15 protein-coding genes and 3 pseudogenes are annotated in these 18,405 nt (G+C 36.4%); 4 read left to right on the top strand and 14 right to left on the bottom strand.

Going from position 1 to position 18,405, the window contains the following annotated elements; translation table 11 throughout:
- Positions 1–4: 4 nt before the first annotated feature.
- The 9 genes from CP357_RS00190 to CP357_RS00150 form a co-directional block, all read right to left on the bottom strand.
- A complete protein-coding gene (locus CP357_RS00190; protein WP_098036246.1) occupies positions 5–1,702 on the bottom strand; it encodes a proline--tRNA ligase in 1,698 nt (565 codons plus the stop codon).
- Between the two features lie 40 nt (positions 1,703–1,742).
- Positions 1,743–2,999, bottom strand: coding sequence for an RIP metalloprotease RseP (gene rseP / locus CP357_RS00185; protein WP_098036245.1), 1,257 nt, complete (start codon positions 2,997–2,999; stop codon positions 1,743–1,745).
- A gap of 10 nt (positions 3,000–3,009) precedes the next feature.
- The gene (locus CP357_RS00180) at positions 3,010–3,825 is read right to left on the bottom strand and encodes a phosphatidate cytidylyltransferase (protein ID WP_056945435.1); all 816 of its coding nucleotides are present in this window, start codon (positions 3,823–3,825) and stop codon (positions 3,010–3,012) included.
- Between the two features lie 2 nt (positions 3,826–3,827).
- The gene (locus tag CP357_RS00175; protein WP_025005932.1) at positions 3,828–4,562 is read right to left on the bottom strand and encodes an isoprenyl transferase; all 735 of its coding nucleotides are present in this window, start codon (positions 4,560–4,562) and stop codon (positions 3,828–3,830) included.
- Positions 4,563–4,564: 2 nt separating this feature from the next.
- Positions 4,565–5,122: a ribosome recycling factor gene (gene frr / locus CP357_RS00170; RefSeq protein ID WP_025005931.1), complete on the bottom strand. Its 558-nt coding sequence runs from the start codon at positions 5,120–5,122 to the stop codon at positions 4,565–4,567.
- Positions 5,122–5,847 (bottom strand): UMP kinase, encoded by a 726-nt coding sequence (gene pyrH / locus CP357_RS00165; RefSeq protein ID WP_025005930.1) that lies wholly within the window; start codon positions 5,845–5,847, stop codon positions 5,122–5,124. The genes frr and pyrH overlap by 1 nt, the downstream gene beginning before the upstream one ends.
- A gap of 139 nt (positions 5,848–5,986) precedes the next feature.
- Positions 5,987–7,012 carry a translation elongation factor Ts gene (gene tsf, locus CP357_RS00160; protein ID WP_056945436.1) on the bottom strand — a complete coding sequence of 342 codons (1,026 nt, stop codon included), beginning with the start codon at positions 7,010–7,012 and terminating at the stop codon, positions 5,987–5,989.
- Positions 7,013–7,045: 33 nt separating this feature from the next.
- Complete coding sequence (gene rpsB / locus CP357_RS00155) at positions 7,046–7,819, bottom strand: 30S ribosomal protein S2 (RefSeq protein ID WP_056945437.1); 774 nt, start codon at positions 7,817–7,819, stop codon at positions 7,046–7,048.
- 162 nt (positions 7,820–7,981) lie between these two features.
- Complete coding sequence (locus CP357_RS00150; protein ID WP_098036244.1) at positions 7,982–9,013, bottom strand: GIY-YIG nuclease family protein; 1,032 nt, start codon at positions 9,011–9,013, stop codon at positions 7,982–7,984.
- A 64-nt stretch (positions 9,014–9,077) separates the two neighbouring features.
- Here CP357_RS00150 and CP357_RS00145 point away from each other — a divergent pair, with 64 nt between their 5' ends.
- Positions 9,078–9,692 (top strand): 1-acyl-sn-glycerol-3-phosphate acyltransferase, encoded by a 615-nt coding sequence (locus CP357_RS00145; RefSeq protein ID WP_098036243.1) that lies wholly within the window; start codon positions 9,078–9,080, stop codon positions 9,690–9,692.
- A gap of 103 nt (positions 9,693–9,795) precedes the next feature.
- The gene (locus CP357_RS00140) at positions 9,796–10,971 is read left to right on the top strand and encodes a cyclopropane-fatty-acyl-phospholipid synthase family protein (RefSeq protein ID WP_098036242.1); all 1,176 of its coding nucleotides are present in this window, start codon (positions 9,796–9,798) and stop codon (positions 10,969–10,971) included.
- Positions 10,972–11,069: 98 nt separating this feature from the next.
- Here the strand turns inward: CP357_RS00140 and CP357_RS00135 are convergent.
- Positions 11,070–11,927, bottom strand: a pseudogene (locus CP357_RS00135) (IS982 family transposase).
- Positions 11,928–12,071: 144 nt separating this feature from the next.
- Here CP357_RS00135 and CP357_RS00130 point away from each other — a divergent pair.
- Entirely contained in the window at positions 12,072–12,914 is an 843-nt protein-coding gene (locus tag CP357_RS00130) for an SLAP domain-containing protein (RefSeq protein ID WP_098036241.1), read from the top strand.
- Between the two features lie 177 nt (positions 12,915–13,091).
- Here the strand turns inward: CP357_RS00130 and CP357_RS10415 are convergent.
- A pseudogene (locus CP357_RS10415) lies at positions 13,092–13,280 on the bottom strand (hypothetical protein); the annotation flags it as partial.
- 179 nt (positions 13,281–13,459) lie between these two features.
- Here CP357_RS10415 and CP357_RS00125 point away from each other — a divergent pair.
- On the top strand, positions 13,460–15,220 hold the full coding sequence (locus CP357_RS00125; protein ID WP_098036240.1) for an oligopeptide ABC transporter substrate-binding protein: 1,761 nt from the start codon (positions 13,460–13,462) through the stop codon (positions 15,218–15,220).
- Between the two features lie 447 nt (positions 15,221–15,667).
- Here the strand turns inward: CP357_RS00125 and CP357_RS00120 are convergent, their stop codons facing one another.
- From CP357_RS00120 to CP357_RS00110, 3 genes and pseudogenes are all read right to left on the bottom strand, one after another.
- The gene (locus CP357_RS00120) at positions 15,668–16,135 is read right to left on the bottom strand and encodes a DNA starvation/stationary phase protection protein (protein WP_025006478.1); all 468 of its coding nucleotides are present in this window, start codon (positions 16,133–16,135) and stop codon (positions 15,668–15,670) included.
- A gap of 22 nt (positions 16,136–16,157) precedes the next feature.
- Positions 16,158–16,406 (bottom strand): annotated as a pseudogene (locus tag CP357_RS00115) (FAD-dependent oxidoreductase); the annotation flags it as partial.
- A gap of 35 nt (positions 16,407–16,441) precedes the next feature.
- Positions 16,442–18,385 (bottom strand): M13 family metallopeptidase, encoded by a 1,944-nt coding sequence (locus CP357_RS00110; RefSeq protein ID WP_098036239.1) that lies wholly within the window; start codon positions 18,383–18,385, stop codon positions 16,442–16,444.
- Positions 18,386–18,405 lie beyond the last annotated feature (20 nt).

Below are 18,405 nucleotides of genomic sequence, written 5' to 3'. Positions count from 1 at the left end.
AAAATTATCCTAACTCTTGATTTACAAACTTATCTAATTCATCAATTGACATTTCGGTTGCCTTATCATCAGTAGGTCTCTTAACCTCAACGATACCATCAACAGCCTTCTTACCAACCGTAATTCTAATAGGTGCACCGACTAAATCTGCATCTGCGAACTTAACACCAGCACGTTCCTTACGGTCATCGTATAAAACATCATACTTTTCACTGAACTTCTTTTCAAGTTTTTCAGCTAATTCGGTTTGATCTTCTTTATTCATTTTCATTTGAACAATGTGAATTGCAAATGGTGCAATTTCTTTTGGCCAAGCAACACCGTGTTCAGTCAAGTGTTGTTCTACAGCTGCTGAAAGCATTCTGGTAACACCAATACCATATGAACCCATGATAACAGGCTTAGCCTTACCATTTTGATCCAAGAAATCAGCACCCATAGTCTTAGTGTAATAAGTTCCAAGCTTGAAAATATGACCAACTTCGATTGATGTTGTGAACTTAAGTGGCAAATGATCAACAGGATCTGGTTCGCCTTCGTTTGCTGTTCTAATGTCAGCAAATTCATCAACCTTAAAATCACGATCCAAGTTAGCATTTTCAAATTGGTAATCAGTTTCACCAGCGCCAACGACTACGTTGTAAAGATTCTTAACAGTTTCGTCTGCAATAATCTTGTCAGCCCAATCAGCATTAACAGGACCAACGCCGCCCTTTTCACTACCAGTAATTTCTTTCAAATCAGCAGTGTCTGCTTCATGAACTTCATCAGCGTCAAGAACATGTCCAAGTTTTACTTCATTGATTTGCTTATCGCCACGAATTAAAACCAAAACTTTTTGATCATCCGCAATATAAAGAATACTCTTAACAATTCTAGTTGCTGGAACATTCAAGAACTTAGCTAATTTTTCGATTGTATCACAATCTGGAGTTGCTACTTTAGTAAGTTCCTTGGCATCTTCTGGTTCTTGTTTAAAGGTATCAATACTCTTAGCCATTTCAAGGTTAGCAGCATATGTTCCCTTTTCATTAGTAGCAATAGTATCTTCACCAATAGCAGCTGGTGCTTGGAATTCAGTTGAGTTTTTACCACCCATTGTACCTGAGTCAGCAATTACTGGGTGTACAGTAACACCGGCACGCTTAAAGATTCGCTTATATGCACTCTTTTGATCATCAAATTGCTCATCTAATTGATCACGAGTTGCGGCAAAACTATAACCATCAAGCATGACAAATTCACGACCACGGAGTAAACCGAAACGAGGACGATTTTCATCACGGAATTTAGTTTGAATTTGGTACAAAGCTAATGGCATTTGCTTATAACTCTTAATGTTCTTAGCAATAATTTCAGTAAAAGTCTCTTCATGGGTAGGTCCAAGCAAACTTTCACGACCATGGCGATCCTTCAATTTGAACATTTCAGCACCGTACTTCTTGTAACGACCTGATTCTTGCCATAAAGTAGCTGGTAATAAATGAGGCATGATCATTTCAGGAACATTGATTTTTTCCATTTCATCTTCAATAATTCCTTCAGCCTTACGTAATACACGATAACCTAATGGAAGATAAGCATAAACACCAGCAGTAACCTGACGAATATATCCCCCTCTAATCATCAACTTGTGGCTTTCTGCCACAGCATCTGATGGAGCTTCCTTTAAAGTTGGCATAAAAAATTTTGATTGACGCATTACTTTCTCCTAAAGTAAAAACAAAACTAACTATTATTAATTATTTTATAAAATAGCGATAAATGTCATTGCCTGTAACTGCAATAATTAATACTAATAATAAACCAAAGCCAATTAATTCAACAATTGCCTCATGTTCTTCTGAAATTGGTTTACCACGAACTAATTCAATTAAGTTCAATAAAAGTTTACCACCATCTAAACCTGGAATTGGAATTAAATTAACAATTCCCAAATTAATTGAGATCATTGCTAAAAAGGCTAATACATATGTAAAGCCCATTTGTGAAACTTGCGAAGTTTGCGAGTAAATTCCTACAGGACCAGATAATTTATTAAGACTAAAATGTCTAAATAAGTTACCTACTGCATTAAAAATCAAACCGGTTGTAGAAACAGCTGTATCCCAACCTCTTTTTAATTTTACGCCAGCATTTTCATTACTTTTAGCAACAATACCTATTTGATAAATTTTTTGCTTCTGAATTCGATGAGCCTTTGGTTTAACTATTACAGTTTTAGTAGAGCCATCTTTACTTAATTCAAATTTAAGACTCTTACCTTTGCTTTGATTAACTTTTTCAGTTACCTGTTCAAAGCTATTAATCTTTTGACCATTAACCGCTACAATTCGATCACCCGGTTCAATTTTAGCAACCTGAGCAGGTGAACCATTCGTAGTAGATTGAATAGTAGTTGTGGCTGGACCTGGCACCGTAAATGTCCAGATTAAGAACACAACAAAACCTAATAAAATATTCATAAAAGGACCAGCAAAATTAGTTGCTAACTTTTGCCAGACCTTTGCTTCATTAAATTGAGTATCACGAGGTGCAATGATTAATTCGGTACCATTTTTTTCAATGATAGTTGCATCATGATTAACATGGTAAGTTACCGGTTTATTTTCATCGCCATTCTCATAGCCCTCAATTACTAAATTATCTACTAAATCTGCCTTAGTAACTTGAACGGGAATACCCTCTATTGGCATGTCAGATTCAGAAGCATCTATTCTAACCACTTCATTCTGATCATTTAACTGCAAAATTACAGTCATGCCCGGATCTAATTTGCTTTCATCATCAGATCCTGCTAATCGAACATAACCACCAAGTGGTAGCCACCTGATAGTATAAGTAGTAGGATTTCTTCTAATCTGAAATAACTTAGGTCCCATACCAATTGAGAATTCTCGCACAAGTATACCTGATTTTTTGGCTACAATAAAATGTCCAAATTCATGGACAAAAACTAATAAGCCAAAAACGATTAAAAAGATTAGTATACCTTTCAATAAAATTCTCCTAGTGAACAATACCTAAGATAGCAGCTACTACAGGTAAAACAAATAACATACTATCAAATCGGTCTAAAATACCACCATGTCCTGGTAAAATTTTACCAGAGTCTTTAACACCGTAGAAACGCTTATATGCTGACTCAACTAGGTCACCCATTTGACCTACGATTGAAAGGAAGAATGCCAAAATTACCATAGTTAATTCGGAAACTCCAAAAACAATGTTAAAGTGACTCAAAATTGCTAGGTAAATTGCACTACAAATCAATGCACAAATAACGGCACCAATTGATCCTTCCCAAGTTTTATTAGGGCTAATTACTGGCCATAACTTATGTTTACCAATCTTACGACCGATCATGTAAGCACCAATATCAGTTGACCAAACAACTACAAACACGTAACCCAATAAAGCTAAACCATTTTGCGGGTAAGCTCTAATGGCTGCCATGTAGTGGAAGCCAATCCCTATATAAAGTGATGCCAAGATGTAAACACCAACATCATCGAAAGTAGTCTTATTTTTAGAAAGTACTGTCCAGGTTAAGAACAGCATAACAATTCCAAAGAATACTCCGAATTTGGTTATATTAGGTGGGAATGCCTTAAAAAATGCATCCGGCACTGTCCATGTCAAAGTTGCAAGCAATGCTAGCAAGAAATCAAATGAGACCAAAATCTGTTTTTTCATTAAAAAGATCTCACTAATGCCGACTGCAGCAAATAATACAGTCAACCAATCCATCCAAAGGCCACCTGCAAGCACAATTGGAATAAATAAAATCAAGGCAATAACTGCCGTAATTACACGTTGTTTCATATTTAACTATCCGATTCGTCTACCTTACCAAAGCGCCGATTACGGTGCTTAAAATCATTTACAAATTTTCTTAAATCATCTTCATCAAAATCTGGCCAATTTTTATCACTAAAAGCCAACTCTGAATAAGCTAATTGCCACAATAAGAAATTAGATATTCTTTGTTCTCCTGATGTCCTAATTAACAGGTCAGGATCTTGATACTTGCCAAAATTTTTGGTCATCAAGTGCTGGGAGATCATTTTCTCGGTAATGTCTTCACTTTTTAGTGCACCAGCTTCAATCATGCCACCTAATTCTTTCATTGCAGTCGTTATTTCTCTTCTAGAGCCATAATTAAAAGCAAAATTAAGAATTAAGCCAGTATTATGAGCAGTTTCTGACATTGCTCGTTGTACTATTTTATAAGTCTTTTCTGGCAATTCGTCTAAGTAACCCATAATGTTTACTTTAACGTTATTTTCCATCAAAGTAGGCATGTATTTGTCGAAAAAGCGCACGGGAAGATTCATTAAATAAGCTACTTCTTCTTTAGGTCTAGCCCAGTTTTCAGTAGAAAAAGCATATAAAGTTAGCACTTTAATTCCTAACTTATTAGCTGCTAGGGTAATTCGCTCAACATTATCCATGCCTTCACGATGTCCTACGAAACGAGGCTTGTGCCTTTTCTTAGCCCAGCGTCCATTACCATCCATGATAATGGCTAAATGATTTAATTCATTATCCGTCTTGCTCATGCTTAACCTTGAGTAATTTCCTTACGCTTTTCATCAGCAAGTTGATCAATCTTTTTAGTAGAATCATCAGTTACCTTTTGAACTTGCTTTTCTAAATTGCGTTGTTCATCTTCAGTAATATTGCCGTCTTTTTGTTCTTTCTTCAAAGCGTCCATAGCTTCGCGACGAACATTTCTAACGGCGATTTTAGCATCCTCAGCGTATTTTCCAACTTCTTTGGCGATTTCTTCTCTTCTTTCACCAGTAAGTTGAGGAATAACTAATCTAATAACCTTACCATCATTGGCTGGAGTTAAGCCTAAATTAGAAGCTAAAAGAGCATGTTCAATATCATCCAAACTATTTTGATCATATGGAGTAATAAGCAAAACACGTGGTTCTGGAATAGTAATACTTGACATTTGAGTCAATGGAGTAGGTGCACCATAATATTCAACTTGAACATTGTCAAGAAGAGCAGCATTGGCTACACCGGCACGAATTGAAGCTAATCTCTTTTGATAAACCTTAATAGATTTATCCATGTTATCTTGTGCTTTTTTAATAGTTTCGTTATTCATTATTTGTCACCTCTAATAACAGTACCAATATTTTCACCCATAACAACCTTCTTAATGTTGCCTGGAGTATTAACGTTAAATACAATTAATGGAATTTCAGTATCCATTGAAAGTGAACTTGCAGTTCTATCCATAACCTTCAAGTCTTTTGAAATCAAATCAAGTTGAGTTAATTCAGTAAACTTAGTAGCTGTTGGATCAGTCTTAGGATCAGCTGAGTAAACACCATCTACACCATTCTTGGCCATCAAAATTACATCAGCGCCAATTTCAGCAGCACGAAGAGCAGCAGTAGTATCAGTTGAGAAGTATGGGTTACCTGTACCACCACCAAAAATAACTACGCGCCCCTTTTCAAGATGACGGAGTGCTCTTCTTCTAATATAAGGTTCAGCAATTTGTCTCATTTCAATTGAAGTTTGCATTCTAGTAGGAACACCAACTTTTTCAAGACCATCTTGTAATGCTAATCCATTCATAATGGTAGCAAGCATACCCATGTAATCGGCTTGTGCACGTTCCATGCCTAACTTAGCACCGGTTTCACCGCGCCACATATTACCGCCACCACATACGATGCCGATTTCAACACCTAAATCATGAACAGATTTAATTTCTTTAGCTAAATGACCAATTACAGTTGGATTAATTCCATTTCCCTTATCACCTGCTAAAGCTTCACCTGATATTTTTAAAATGATACGTTTATATTTAACTTGACTCATAGTGACCTCCTCTAATAGCTTTAATTATTCTACCATATCTAACTCAACAATGTCTTGATAGTAAAAACAATCATAATAAAAAATAAAAAGGAGAAGCACTTAATGTACTCCTCCTTTCTATCATAATGTAATTTTTAAATTACTTCATTTGTTCGCGAACTTCAGCAGCAAAGTCTTCTTGCTTCTTTTCGATACCTTCACCAACTTCGAAACGTTGGAAAGCAACTAACTTAGCGCCTTTATCCTTCAAGAATTCGCCAACAGTCTTGCTATCATCCATGATGTAGTCTTGTGATAAGACTGCAAATTGCTTATCTACTTGAGTGTTATCATCGATAAAGCGTTGCATCTTACCAGGGATAATTCTGTCCCAGATCTTTTCTGGCTTGCCTTCTTCTTTAAGTTCAGCCTTAATGTCTTCCTTAGCCTTAGCTAAAACATCATCAGTTAATTGCTTTTCTGAACCATAAACAAGGTGTGGCAATGGCTTCTTGTGTACCAATGCACGACTTTCATTGTCTTGATCAATCTTGTGGTTCATTACAGCTAATTGATCAGTAATAAATTGATCATCTAATTCGTCAGGTGAGATAACCTTTGGCTTCATAGCTGCAATGTGCATTGCCAAGTGCTTAGCAGTAGCTGCATCGGCACCTTCTAAAACGGTAATAACACCGATTTGGCCACCATTGTGTTGGTAAGCACCAAATTCTTGATCATCATTCTTCTTTTCCAAAGCGAAGCGACGTAAAACAATCTTTTCACCAATGGTAGCAGTTGCATTAACGAATGCTTGATCTAAAGTTGAACCATCGTCCATCTTTAATTCCTTAGCTGCTTCCATATCAGCAGGTTGACCTTCAGCAATGGTCTTAGTTGCGTCCTTTACTAAGTTAACAAACTTATCATTTGAAGAAACAAAGTCAGTTTCTGAGTTAACTTCGGTGATAGCTGCTACATTACCATTAACGTAAACACCAGTCAAGCCTTCAGCTGCAACACGGTCAGCCTTCTTAGCAGCCTTAGCCATACCCTTATCACGAAGATATTGGATAGCCTTGTCCATGTCACCTTCAACTTCTACCAATGCCTTCTTAGCGTCCATAACGCCAGCACCAGTACGTTCACGTAATTCTTTAACTAATTTTGCAGTAATTTGTGCCATTAATAGATCCTCCTACGGAACTAACAGTAAAAACTAGTCTTCTGGATTTTCTTCAGCGCTAACGATTTCTTCTGAACCATCAGCATTTTCCTTAAAGTCAACCTCAACAGATTCGTCATCTTGACCTTGCTTACCTTCAACGATAGCGTCAGCCATAGCACCAGCGATTAAGCGGATAGCACGAATAGCGTCATCGTTTGATGGGATAACTACGTCAATTGGATCTGGATCAGTGTTAGTGTCCACCATAGCTACAACTGGGATACCCAAAATGTTTGCTTCGTGAACAGCGATCTTTTCCTTCTTAGGGTCTACTACAAACAATACATCTGGGATTCTTGGCATATCTTCGATACCACCTAAGAATCTTTCAAGCTTGTCCATTTCCTTAGTTAAAAGTGCAACTTCCTTCTTTGGAAGAACATCAAAGGTACCGTCTTGTGACATTTCCTTTAATTGCTTTAATCTCTTAACACGGCTTTGGATAGTAGTCCAGTTAGTCAAAGTACCACCTAACCAACGTTGGTTTACGTAGTATTGACCTGCACGAGTTGCTTCTTCAGCAATTGAGTCTTGAGCTTGCTTCTTAGTACCTACAAATAAGAATACGCCACCGTCTTCGGCAACAGCCTTCATAAAGTTGTAAGCATCATCTAACATCTTGATAGTCTTTTGCAAGTCAATGATGTAGATACCATTTCTTTGAGTAAAAATGTAAGGAGCCATCTTTGGGTTCCATCTTCTAGTTTGGTGACCAAAGTGGACACCAGCTTCAAGCAATTGCTTCATTGTAACAACGTCTGCCATATTTATATTCCTCCTATGGTTTTATATCCTCTCAAGCGTTCATTTCATCATCAAACCACTACCTAGGGCACCACGATGATGATCGCTCTTGATGTGTTTTAAAAATTATATGCTAACACAGCATACTCGCCTATTTTACAAAAAATAATTTTATTTTTCAAGCTAAAAATTAATATTATGCTCTCTTAAAAAATTTTCTTTCCAAGCGCGTGAATGGTGCTTAAACCAATACTCTCTTTTTAAAGCTAATCTTTTATCGTCAAATTGCTCATGGTAAATCATACGAACTGGTCGCCTAGATTTGGTGTATTTAGCGCCTTTGCCAGAATTATGCATTTTCAGGCGATGATCTAAATCATTAGTAAAGCCACCATAAAAACTACCATCATTACAAAGCAAAACGTAAAAATAGTATTTACCTCGGGCGTCATGTTTAGCTTTATCTTCAGGGGTCTCTCGAACTATTCTTTGAATTAATGGCTTAAATTCATCATTTTTGTCATGAACTTCGATTGCATCCCTAAGTTCAGTTCCATCTGTCCCAGTGTGCTTTACGGCTTCAACGATAATTAAATTTGCATCATCTCCGCGGTGAGACACAAATGGTTGCACTAATTTTACACTCAAATCATGCTTCATGCAGTAGTAACAAATCTCGCCTAATCGCTCAGGTCGATGCACCATAAACATCTTCCCCTTCATTTTTAATAAGCCACTGGCAACTTCAATAATTTGCTCTAAATTAATTAACAATTCATGACGAGCAATTGCTTTTTTTCTATCTGGGTTTACCTCATGCCCTTCAGGGGCCTTAAAGTAAGGTGGGTTAACTGTTACTACATCGTAGCTATCCTTACGCAAAAATTTTGCGGCATTCAGTACATTATCCTTATACACTGCTATACGATTTTCCATTTGATTAAGTTCAATAGAACGCTTAGCTTGCGAATATATTTCGTCTTGAATCTCAATTGCATCATAGTGCGCACGATTGAAGTAAGCCATATAAATCGTTGCAGCACAATTTCCCGCACATAAATCTGCTACTTTATCGCGATCACGAATTTGATTCTTAGCCCAATAAGCCAAAAGCAATGTATCCATAGAAAAGCTAAAGGCAGTTTTATCTTGGATAATCCGCAAATCATCACTGTACATATAATCAATTCGTTCATTATCTTTAAGTTCTACCATAAAAATATTTGCCTTTCTTGTCTATCTATTTTTATAATATTACAACAATTGGAGGAACAAAAAGATGTTTTATAAAATAATTCGTCCGATTGCCCGCTTTATCGTATGGGTACTAAATGGACACTTACATATTCATCACAAGAATCGTTTACCTAAAGGTAACTATATCTTAGTTGCACCTCACCGTACCTGGTGGGAACCTATCTTGTTTGCCTTAGGTGCTAGTCCAATGGAATTTATGTTCATGGCTAAAATCGAACTATTTAAAAATCCAATTTTGCGCTTTATTCTTAATCATGCTCATGCTTTTCCAGTTGATCGAAAAAATCCCGGACCATCGGCTTTAAAAATTCCAGTTAAAGGTCTTAGAAAAGGAAAACTCTCATTGATTATTTTTCCTTCAGGAACCCGTCATTCAGCTGAATTAAAAGGTGGCGTACTTTTAATTTCTAAAATGTCCAAAAAGCCAATGGTACCCGTCGTTTATCAAGGTCCATTAACTTTTAAAGGACTGCTTAAGCGCAAACCCCTAGAAGTTAACTTTGGTGATTCAATTACAATTGATCGTAAAACTAAATTAACTCATGAAAATGAACAAATTTTATTCAAGCAACTTGAAGATGCCTGGAATAGCTTGGATAAAGAATTAGACCCTAATTTCCATTATGTTGCCAAATAAAACAGCTATTAGCTGTTTTTTATTTTGCTCTCATCCCATTAGCAAATAAAAAGAAAGAAGTGTTAAAATACTTTTAGGTTTTAAATATTGGAGGAAAAAGCAATTGTTAGAAAAAACTTTTTATAAAACGATGCTTAGCAAGTCCTTCCCTTTTACCGTTAAAGTAACCTACTGGGACGGTAAAAGCGAAGTCTACGGTAATGGTACTCCTGAAATCGAAATTGTCTTTAACGAAAAAATCCCTATGGGCGACATTACTAGAAATGCTTCACTCGCACTTGGTGAAGGATACATGGATAAGAAAATTGAAATCCATGGGGATATTCAAAAATTAATTTTTGGTGCTTACGAAAGTGCCGACAGTTTCATGCGTTCCTCAAAGTTCCGCAAATTTTTACCAAAGCAAAAGCACACTGAAAAGCAAAGTGAAGAAGACGTACAAAGCCACTACGATATCGGTAACGACTTCTACAAGTTATGGCTTGATCCTACTATGACTTACTCTTGTGCTTACTTTGAAGATGGTAATGAAAATGATCTTGAACAAGCTCAAATTGCTAAAGTTCACCACATTTTAAACAAATTAAACCCACAAAAAGGCAAGACTTTACTCGACATCGGTTGTGGCTGGGGTACATTGATGCTCACTGCTGCTAAGGAATATGGTCTTAAGGTTACCGGCGTTACATTGAGTGAAGAACAATACAAATTAGTACAAAAGCGTATCTACGATGAAAACTTGCAAGATGTAGCTGAAGTTAGACTTGAAGACTACCGTGAACTTGGTGATCAAACCTGGGATTACGTAACTTCAGTTGGTATGTTTGAACACGTTGGTTCAGAAAACTTACCTAAATACTTCCAAGATGTTTACAAGTACTTAAACAAAGATGGTATTGCTTTGATCCACGGTATTACTCGTCAACAAGGCGGTGCTACTAACGCTTGGATCAACAAATACATCTTCCCAGGTGGTTACATTCCAGGTTTGCAAGAAATTGTCGGCGACATCGTTGACAGTGGCTTGCAAATCACTGATATGGAAGCTCTTCGTCGTCACTACCAAAGAACTCTTGAAATTTGGGACAAGAACTTCAACGCTGTTCGCGATCAAGTTGAAGATAAAATGGGTGAACGTTTCACTCGTATGTGGGACATGTACTTAAATGCTTGTGCTGCTTCATTTGAATCAGGCAATATCGATGTCATCCAATACTTGCTTACCAAGGGCCCTTCTGGCAAGAACTTACCAATGACTAGAAATTACATGCTTAAGTAATTAAAACAGAAAAGTAAGCGTCAAAAACTGAAGTATCTTAAAACCCCATCCAGTTCATGCTAAGATGGGGTTTTTTATATATTCAAATACACGTTGTGCTAGTTAAATCGTTCTAGACAATATGCCATATTATAAGCTAAAATGGCAACTTCGAGTCTCTCTTGAAAACCTGCTAAACTTCTAGCTCGATTATTTTCAGCGTTGTAGTAAGACAAAAGCGAAAAATCACTCTCGATGGTCCTTCTGAGTGCCATTAAATAGTGCTTATTGTGCTTTTGAGCATTCTTCATATTTTTACGATATGGTGTCCAAAGCGTATAACCCATTTGCTCTAAGCGTTGATGCAGGTTTTTGCCCAAATATCCTTCATCGCCCAAAAGGTAACGATTGTCAGGAGGAGCATTAGTAATCAGTTCTACTGTTTCCTTAGCATCATGAACTGAGGCCTTGGTTACGATATAATCTAGCAAGTAGCCGTCGTCGCTAACAATAGCGTGAACCTTAAAACCATAATAATAGATTTTTTGGTTGCCTTATAGCCAATATCGGCATAGCCGCGAAAGATCTTTACTCGACGATTGCGAATTGGCTGACAGACTGGCACAGGAAAGCTATCAATAATCAAAATGTCGCCTGACAGATCTACTTCCTCATTAAGGCCATGTCGAATTAAATAGATCAATGGCAAAAGCATGCGTGCTCTGCGATTAAAGCGAGAGTGAGATAAATTAACAAGCTTTTCACAAAATCTTCTTTGAGATTCAACGCTCAATGAAGCCTGCCAAATAAGCAAGGCCAGAATAGAACTGTCAGATATTTTACATCGATTGATATTCCGTCTTTGCTTTAATGCATCTGGGGCATAAAGTTTGTACAAACAGCAACAAATTATATTTAAACGACTAAAACTAACTTGTGTTAGGATGAGAAAAACGCTTAAGCTTAGGGTAGTTCAATCAGATCAGACTCTTTTCTATTAATATGTTTACAAGTCGAGTCTAACAAGATTGGACTTTTTTTGTTAACTAAAACAATTTAACTAGCACCAAGCGTATAATAATAGTAAATAAAATATTGATATTTTCAAGGGAGGAATATCCATGAAACTCATTAAATCAATCAGCTTAGCTGCTGCCGCATTATCTTTAACATCACCAGCTATTGCACTTGTAAATCCATCAACCACTACTGCTCAAGCTGCTACTAAAAAGTCAACTGGCACAATTACTGTTGGCAATAACAATAGTAGTGTAATCGGTGTCTACAATGCTGCTGGCAAACAAAAGAATCAAAAGATTAAGAACGGCACTACTTTTAAATACTACGGTGCTCCTAAGTTAATCAACTATGAATATACTTATAAGATCGCTAAAAACAAGTACGTTCCGACTTCCGCAATTTCAACATTAAACGGCAAGAGCGTCTTATATATTGCTAATAATTCATATGTTTACGACAAAAATGGTAAGCACGTAACTAAGAACTCTAAGCGTGTCTTATTGCGTAGATCTCAAATTGTAAACTACACCGGCTCGATTAAAACAGCTGCTAGTGATGCATACCGTTTCTTAGTAAATGATGGCAAAAAGATGGCTTTATCAACTAAGACTATTAAGGGCCACCAATATTACAGCATCGGTAAAAACGCATATATCCGCGTATCTAATGTAAGTTACGTAAATAATGAACCATTATATGCTGCATACCAAACTGTAACTTTAGATAAGCATAGCAATGAATCTAAAGTCCCTGTTTACGATGCCGAAGGTAAAACAGTTAGCCAAGAATTAACTGCTGGTAGCAAAGTTAGTGTTGACCGCACTAAGACTATTAAAAATGGCGACCAAACTTTGATTTTATACGGCATTAAGGGTCAAAAGTCATACATTGATATGAACGACATTGCAACTATGCCAAACTTGGCTGTTGCACCAGAAGAATAAAATTCAAATAATTAATTTAAATTTAAGGCTAGTTGAATTTGATGCGAACGCCAAATTTGGGACATATTTTAGATCACTCTATTTTAAAACCATATTTCAATATTTTATCGGAGTATGGTTTTTCTACTGTCTTGATACTATCATAATTGTAGTAATAAGATGTACGCTTGGTGCTAATTAAAGCTTGTCCATCAATACACCATTATATGTTAATATTGTCATTTCTAAGCAGTTTGAAATCCTACTAAAATGCGTGTTCTATTTTCCGCATTATAATAAGCTAAAAGTGAAAAAATACTTTCATTTATCTTTCCTAATTTTCATCAACTTACGATCGTTATGTTCCTTAGCACTTTGCATATTCTGCTATATAGAGTTCAGGGATCTGACTTATCTCTATTATGTTTTAGGTATCCTAAGATCTAATCTTTTTAATTTTATTTATATTTTTTAACAAAAATAAAAAAAACGATTTGCTTTTTTAATAATCATATAATAAAATTAAAATATAATTTAATAAAATTTCTTTGGAGGTACGCTTTATCATGACTAAAGCAAGAAAATATTTTGGTGCATTAGCACTTATTTCTGGAGCAACTTTAAGTTTAGTTGCATGTGGTAATAACAAACATACAAACAGTAGTAATGCAAATAAAACTAATCATAAGTTTAGCGAAACTGTTCCCGTAAAAAGTATTAAAAAAGGGGGAACTTTAACCTATGCTCTTGAAACAGACAGTCCATTCACTGGTATTTTCTTACCAGAATTATCAGATACTACAATTGATGGTGAGGTACAAAGCCCAGGTCTAGAAACTTTATTTTCAACAGATGATCAATATAAGATCAATAATAAAGGAGCTGCTACTTTTAAACTAAATCGGAAAGCTAAGACTATCACAATCGAAGTGAAAAAAGGAGTTAAGTGGTCAGATGGTAAGCAAGTGAATGCTAAAGACGTTGAATTTGCTTATGAAATTATTGCAAATAAAGACTCTAAATCACAAAGATATACTGAATCTTTAGCTGATATTGTTGGCTTAGCTGAATATCATGAAGGCAAAAGCAAGAAAATTTCTGGAATTGAAATGCCTGATGGTGAAAATGGACGCAAAGTCGTACTCCATTTCAAGCAAATGAAGCCTGGTATGCTTCAATCAGGTAATGGATATTTCTGGGAATATGCTGAGCCCTATCATTACTTAAAGGATGTACCTTTTTCAAAGCTTTTATCTAGTGACAAGGTCAGAAAATCCCCACTATTTTTTGGACCATTCCGTGTATCTAATATTGTTCGTGGTCAATCTGTTTCTTGGGAGCGTAATCCTTATTACTGGCGTGGTACACCAAACTTTGAAAAAGTAACTGCATCTGTTGTCAGCTCCAGTTCTGCTACCCAAGCCATTAAAAATCATAAATTTGATATTGCTGATGTGGTTAATACACAATGGGATCAAACTAAGAATGCAACTGATACTAACTTTATTGGTGAAGTTCCACTTAATTATAACTACTTAGCTTTTAAAGTTGGTAAATGGGATAAGAAGCTAGGAAAGAATGTTGAAAATAAGAATGCCAAGATGAATAATCCAGCATTACGTAAAGCAATGGCCTATGCAATGAATATTGATGCTGTTGCTAAACGCTATTACCAAGGATTAGCATTCCGTGTTAATACTTTGATTCCAGAACAATTTGGTGACTTTTCCGATAGTTCAATTAAAGGTTACCCATATAACTTGAAGAAAGCCAACGAATTACTAGATAAAGCCGGATATAAAAAGAAAGGCGAATTCAGAGTTCAACCTAACGGAAAGAAGCTTACTATTAATTTAGCTGTTAGAAACAATGCTACTACCGCAGAGCCCGTATGGCGTAATTATATCCAACAATGGAAGAAAATCGGTTTGAACGTTAAGTTTGTTGGCGGTCGTCCAATGGAATTTAACAATTGGGTACAAGCAGTTCAATCTGATGATCCAAAAATTGATGTCTTTGAAGGTGGCTGGCAACTTTCAAGTGAACCTTCTCCTAATGATCTTTATAGTGCTGCTGCACCATATAATATGGCACGTTTTGTTTCCCCTGTACAAAGTAAGCTTTTAGCTGATATTGACTCAGAAAAAGCTTTCAACCATAAGTATCGTGTTGACGCATTCAGAAAATGGCAAAAATGGATGTACAATGAGGCCTATGTTGTACCTACCACTAATTCATATTCAATAACCGCTGTTAATAAAAAAGTAACTGGATGGTCAGTTAAACCAAGCGCAACTAACTGGTTTAGTGCAGGGTTTGTAAAATAAACATTACCTAACTGTCTTGCCTAATAAATATCTTTTCTAAAATTTACTTTAATTAATCTAAAAAAATGCTACTAAATCTGACTGATTTGGTAGCATTTTTCTTGTGTATCACTAATAGTGACGTTATTAATGAAGGAATTGACCATCAATTTTTTCGTGTGCGCGTATAGATGTCTAGTCGGGCCAAATGATGGATAAACCTGCAGCACAGACAAAGACCTGAAGGAAAGCGTAAAACTAAAGCAGAAGCTATGAAACAATGACACACCCGCGAACAGAGTTCGCAAGTTTCAGAAATAATTAATGTCTCGTTCAGATAATTTAGACATAACAAAAGCCTCGAAATTACAGTCCAAATTTCAGGTGCTTACGTAAATTGTGATAGAGCTTTTTGCCATAAAAAATAGCGAACCACTACAGATTCGCTATTTTCTCTAAATTTACGACTTATGCATCAATATCTGGAGCTTGACCAAGTTCAGCCGTTAACATCCAAAGCCGCTTTTCAAGATCTGTATGGAAACCAGTCAAAATATCATTAGTAGAGTAATCTCCTTCTTTATCAGAAGCTTCAAGCGCTTCTTCATAGAGCTTATCTAAATAACGATAGCCTGAAATGATCTTTTCAAGTCTTTGTGTATTAGTGAAGTCCCAACTCCCCTTTTCACCAGGAATTTTATTTAATTGAACAACTTCCCTTAAAGTGGCAACAGGTGAACCATCGATGGTAATTAGTCTTTCTGCAAGACCATCAATCTGATCATCTAGTTCATCCATTAAGTCATCAAGATATGGGTGCAACTTCAAGAATTGACTGCCGCGCATATACCAATGGTGACGGCGAACAATCATATGCATATGCAATAAATTAATGACTAATTCATTTAACTTTTCTTTTGTTTCTGGATACTTCATATTGAGACCTACTTTCATTAAATTAAAATTTAGCCCAGCCTAAGGTATGTTGGGCCGCCAAGTTAAGTATACTCCATTGACGGTCAAAACTTGGTGAGAAGAAGAAATCTTGTTCTGCAAAATCTTCTAAAGTAAGTCTATGGCTAATAGCTAAACTAAGGACATTTCCTTGACCTGTTAAATCATAAGTAGACATTCCAGCCCCACCTAAAATTTGGTGGTTAAGCTTATCAAAGGTCAATGCTACATAACCTAATGGGTTATCTTCATCTTATTCACTTAGGCCAATATAGATTCTTGTTATTTTTACCAGATTGTAATTCTATCTTCTGGATCAAGCCACATACCATCTGTCTTCTTAACGCCAAATGCATCATAGAATTCATTTTGGCATTGAACCGGAATATTTACTCTAGTTGGTTGTGGCGCATGAACATCGGTTTGAACTTCAGTCTTAATTGCCTCTGGACGTTGTTTCTCCATCCAGCTTCTAGCGTAGTTTTCAAACAAATCCTTCAAATCTGCACCATCATTTTTGCCTGCTTGAACGGCGCAAGCTAAACCAGCAAGGTCAGCAATATTTTCAGAAACAACTTGCTTACCATTAATCTTAGCTGGACCATATTGCAAACCATCGAAAATGTCGATCATTTGGCCCACACGCTTGTTAAATTCGGCAAAGTCTTGCTTGGTCCACCAGTTGTTCATATTACCATTTTCATCAAATTTGGCACCGTTGTTGTCAAAGGCGTGAGAAACTTCGTGACCAATAGTAGCACCAATACCACCGTAGTTGGCACCTCTTGATTGGTTAATATCATAGAATGGCTTTTGCAAAATTCCAGCTGGGAAAGTTAAATCGTTTCTTTGTGGATCGTAGCAAGCATTGTTCAAGTTACCTGGCATAAGCCATACAGATCGATCAACCCGCTTAGTTAATTTATCCAGTTCGTACTTGGTACGTACTTTATCCATAGCAGCTTCATTTTCATATAAGCTCTTTTCAGGATCTACTTGTAACAAATCAAAAATCTTTTCAATTTTTTCTGGATAACCAATCTTAAGAACCAAAGCATTTAATTTAACAATTGCTTTCTTCTTAGTTTCATCAGAAAGCCAAGTATTATGGTTGATTCTTTCTTCATAAACCTTAAGCATGTTGTGAATCATATCTTCAACGTCATGTTTAGCCTTTTCGCCAAAGTACTTCTTACCATAGAAAATACCAACTACTTCATCAAAGGCACTGTTGGCAATACGATAGGCTTGCTTAATTTGTGATGGCATTTCTGGTGCGCCAGTAATTGCTTGGTTAAATGGAAAGGCTGCTTCTCTAAACTTTTGTGACAAGTACTTAGCTACGCTATTAATGTATTTAACTAGCATCCAGCCTTTGATTTCGTCAAAGTTTTCAGCGTTGATTAATTCTTCTGCATGGTCAAGGAAGCGTGGTTCCATCACAATTACACGCTTTTGTTTTTCAGGTAAAAGTTCATCTAAGAATTTTGTCATATCGAATGACTTAAACTTAGCAATAAATTTGTCATATGAAACTGGGTTATAAATAGCAGCATCGTCGGCCCACTCTTCAGTAGACTTAACAACCTTGGCAACTTTTGCATCAAAAGCCAATGCATTATCAACGTATACTCTTGCTTCGGTCTTGCCAATACCTGCCATCATTAGCAAGTTAATGCTTTGATCTTGCAAAATGTCTAATAGCTTCTTAGCATCTTCTGTCTTATAAGTTGTTGTATCTGGCAAGAAGGTACTTGGACCACCGAAGTATAAGACATTGACATCGGTATTCTTCATATCGGCATCGACGCCATAAACGAATGGTAAAATATATGGACCCATGTATAAATCATTTGCTTTTTTACCCAAGTCGGCAAAATCAGTTAATGATAATAACTTTTGCAAGTCATTTTGAATAGGGTTTGCTTCTTCTGCATCCCTCTTCTCAAAATTCTTAGCAATCTTATACAAAGCAATTGCCTTATCCAATTCCTTGATATCAGGCATCTTTTCCTTGCCTGCAGCAATATCGGCAAAGTCCTTCATCATTCTATTTTCAATCTTAATGTCAAGTTCTGAGTTGACACCAGTTGAAGTACGGTCAGCAGGGATTTCAGCTTTAGAAAGCCAATTTGAATTAACAGCCAAATATAAATTATCTTGTGGCTTAGCATTAACATCTGGTTCTGCAACATCGCCCGCACCACCGCGAACAGCGTAAAATCTTCTCATTTTTCCTCCTATGAATATTA

The organism is Lactobacillus sp. UMNPBX6, assembly GCF_002553975.1.
Taxonomy (GTDB): domain Bacteria; phylum Bacillota; class Bacilli; order Lactobacillales; family Lactobacillaceae; genus Lactobacillus; species Lactobacillus gallinarum.
The sequence above is the reverse complement of the archived record's forward strand: the minus strand, read 5'-3'. Positions and strand labels throughout refer to the sequence as shown.

What these genes read in the sequence shown, in the direction of transcription:
- CP357_RS00190 (WP_098036246.1), bottom strand. Translation starts at nt 1,702, where the DNA reads ATGCGTCAATCAAAATTTTTTATGCCAACTTTAAAGGAAGCTCCATCA.
- CP357_RS00180 (WP_056945435.1), bottom strand. Translation starts at nt 3,825, where the DNA reads ATGAAACAACGTGTAATTACGGCAGTTATTGCCTTGATTTTATTTATT.
- CP357_RS00175 (WP_025005932.1), bottom strand. Translation starts at nt 4,562, where the DNA reads ATGAGCAAGACGGATAATGAATTAAATCATTTAGCCATTATCATGGAT.
- frr (WP_025005931.1), bottom strand. Translation starts at nt 5,122, where the DNA reads ATGAATAACGAAACTATTAAAAAAGCACAAGATAACATGGATAAATCT.
- pyrH (WP_025005930.1), bottom strand. Translation starts at nt 5,847, where the DNA reads ATGAGTCAAGTTAAATATAAACGTATCATTTTAAAAATATCAGGTGAA.
- tsf (WP_056945436.1), bottom strand. Translation starts at nt 7,012, where the DNA reads ATGGCACAAATTACTGCAAAATTAGTTAAAGAATTACGTGAACGTACT.
- rpsB (WP_056945437.1), bottom strand. Translation starts at nt 7,819, where the DNA reads ATGGCAGACGTTGTTACAATGAAGCAATTGCTTGAAGCTGGTGTCCAC.
- CP357_RS00150 (WP_098036244.1), bottom strand. Translation starts at nt 9,013, where the DNA reads ATGGTAGAACTTAAAGATAATGAACGAATTGATTATATGTACAGTGAT.
- CP357_RS00145 (WP_098036243.1), top strand. Translation starts at nt 9,078, where the DNA reads ATGTTTTATAAAATAATTCGTCCGATTGCCCGCTTTATCGTATGGGTA.
- CP357_RS00130 (WP_098036241.1), top strand. Translation starts at nt 12,072, where the DNA reads ATGAAACTCATTAAATCAATCAGCTTAGCTGCTGCCGCATTATCTTTA.
- CP357_RS00125 (WP_098036240.1), top strand. Translation starts at nt 13,460, where the DNA reads ATGACTAAAGCAAGAAAATATTTTGGTGCATTAGCACTTATTTCTGGA.
- CP357_RS00120 (WP_025006478.1), bottom strand. Translation starts at nt 16,135, where the DNA reads ATGAAGTATCCAGAAACAAAAGAAAAGTTAAATGAATTAGTCATTAAT.
- CP357_RS00110 (WP_098036239.1), bottom strand. Translation starts at nt 18,385, where the DNA reads ATGAGAAGATTTTACGCTGTTCGCGGTGGTGCGGGCGATGTTGCAGAA.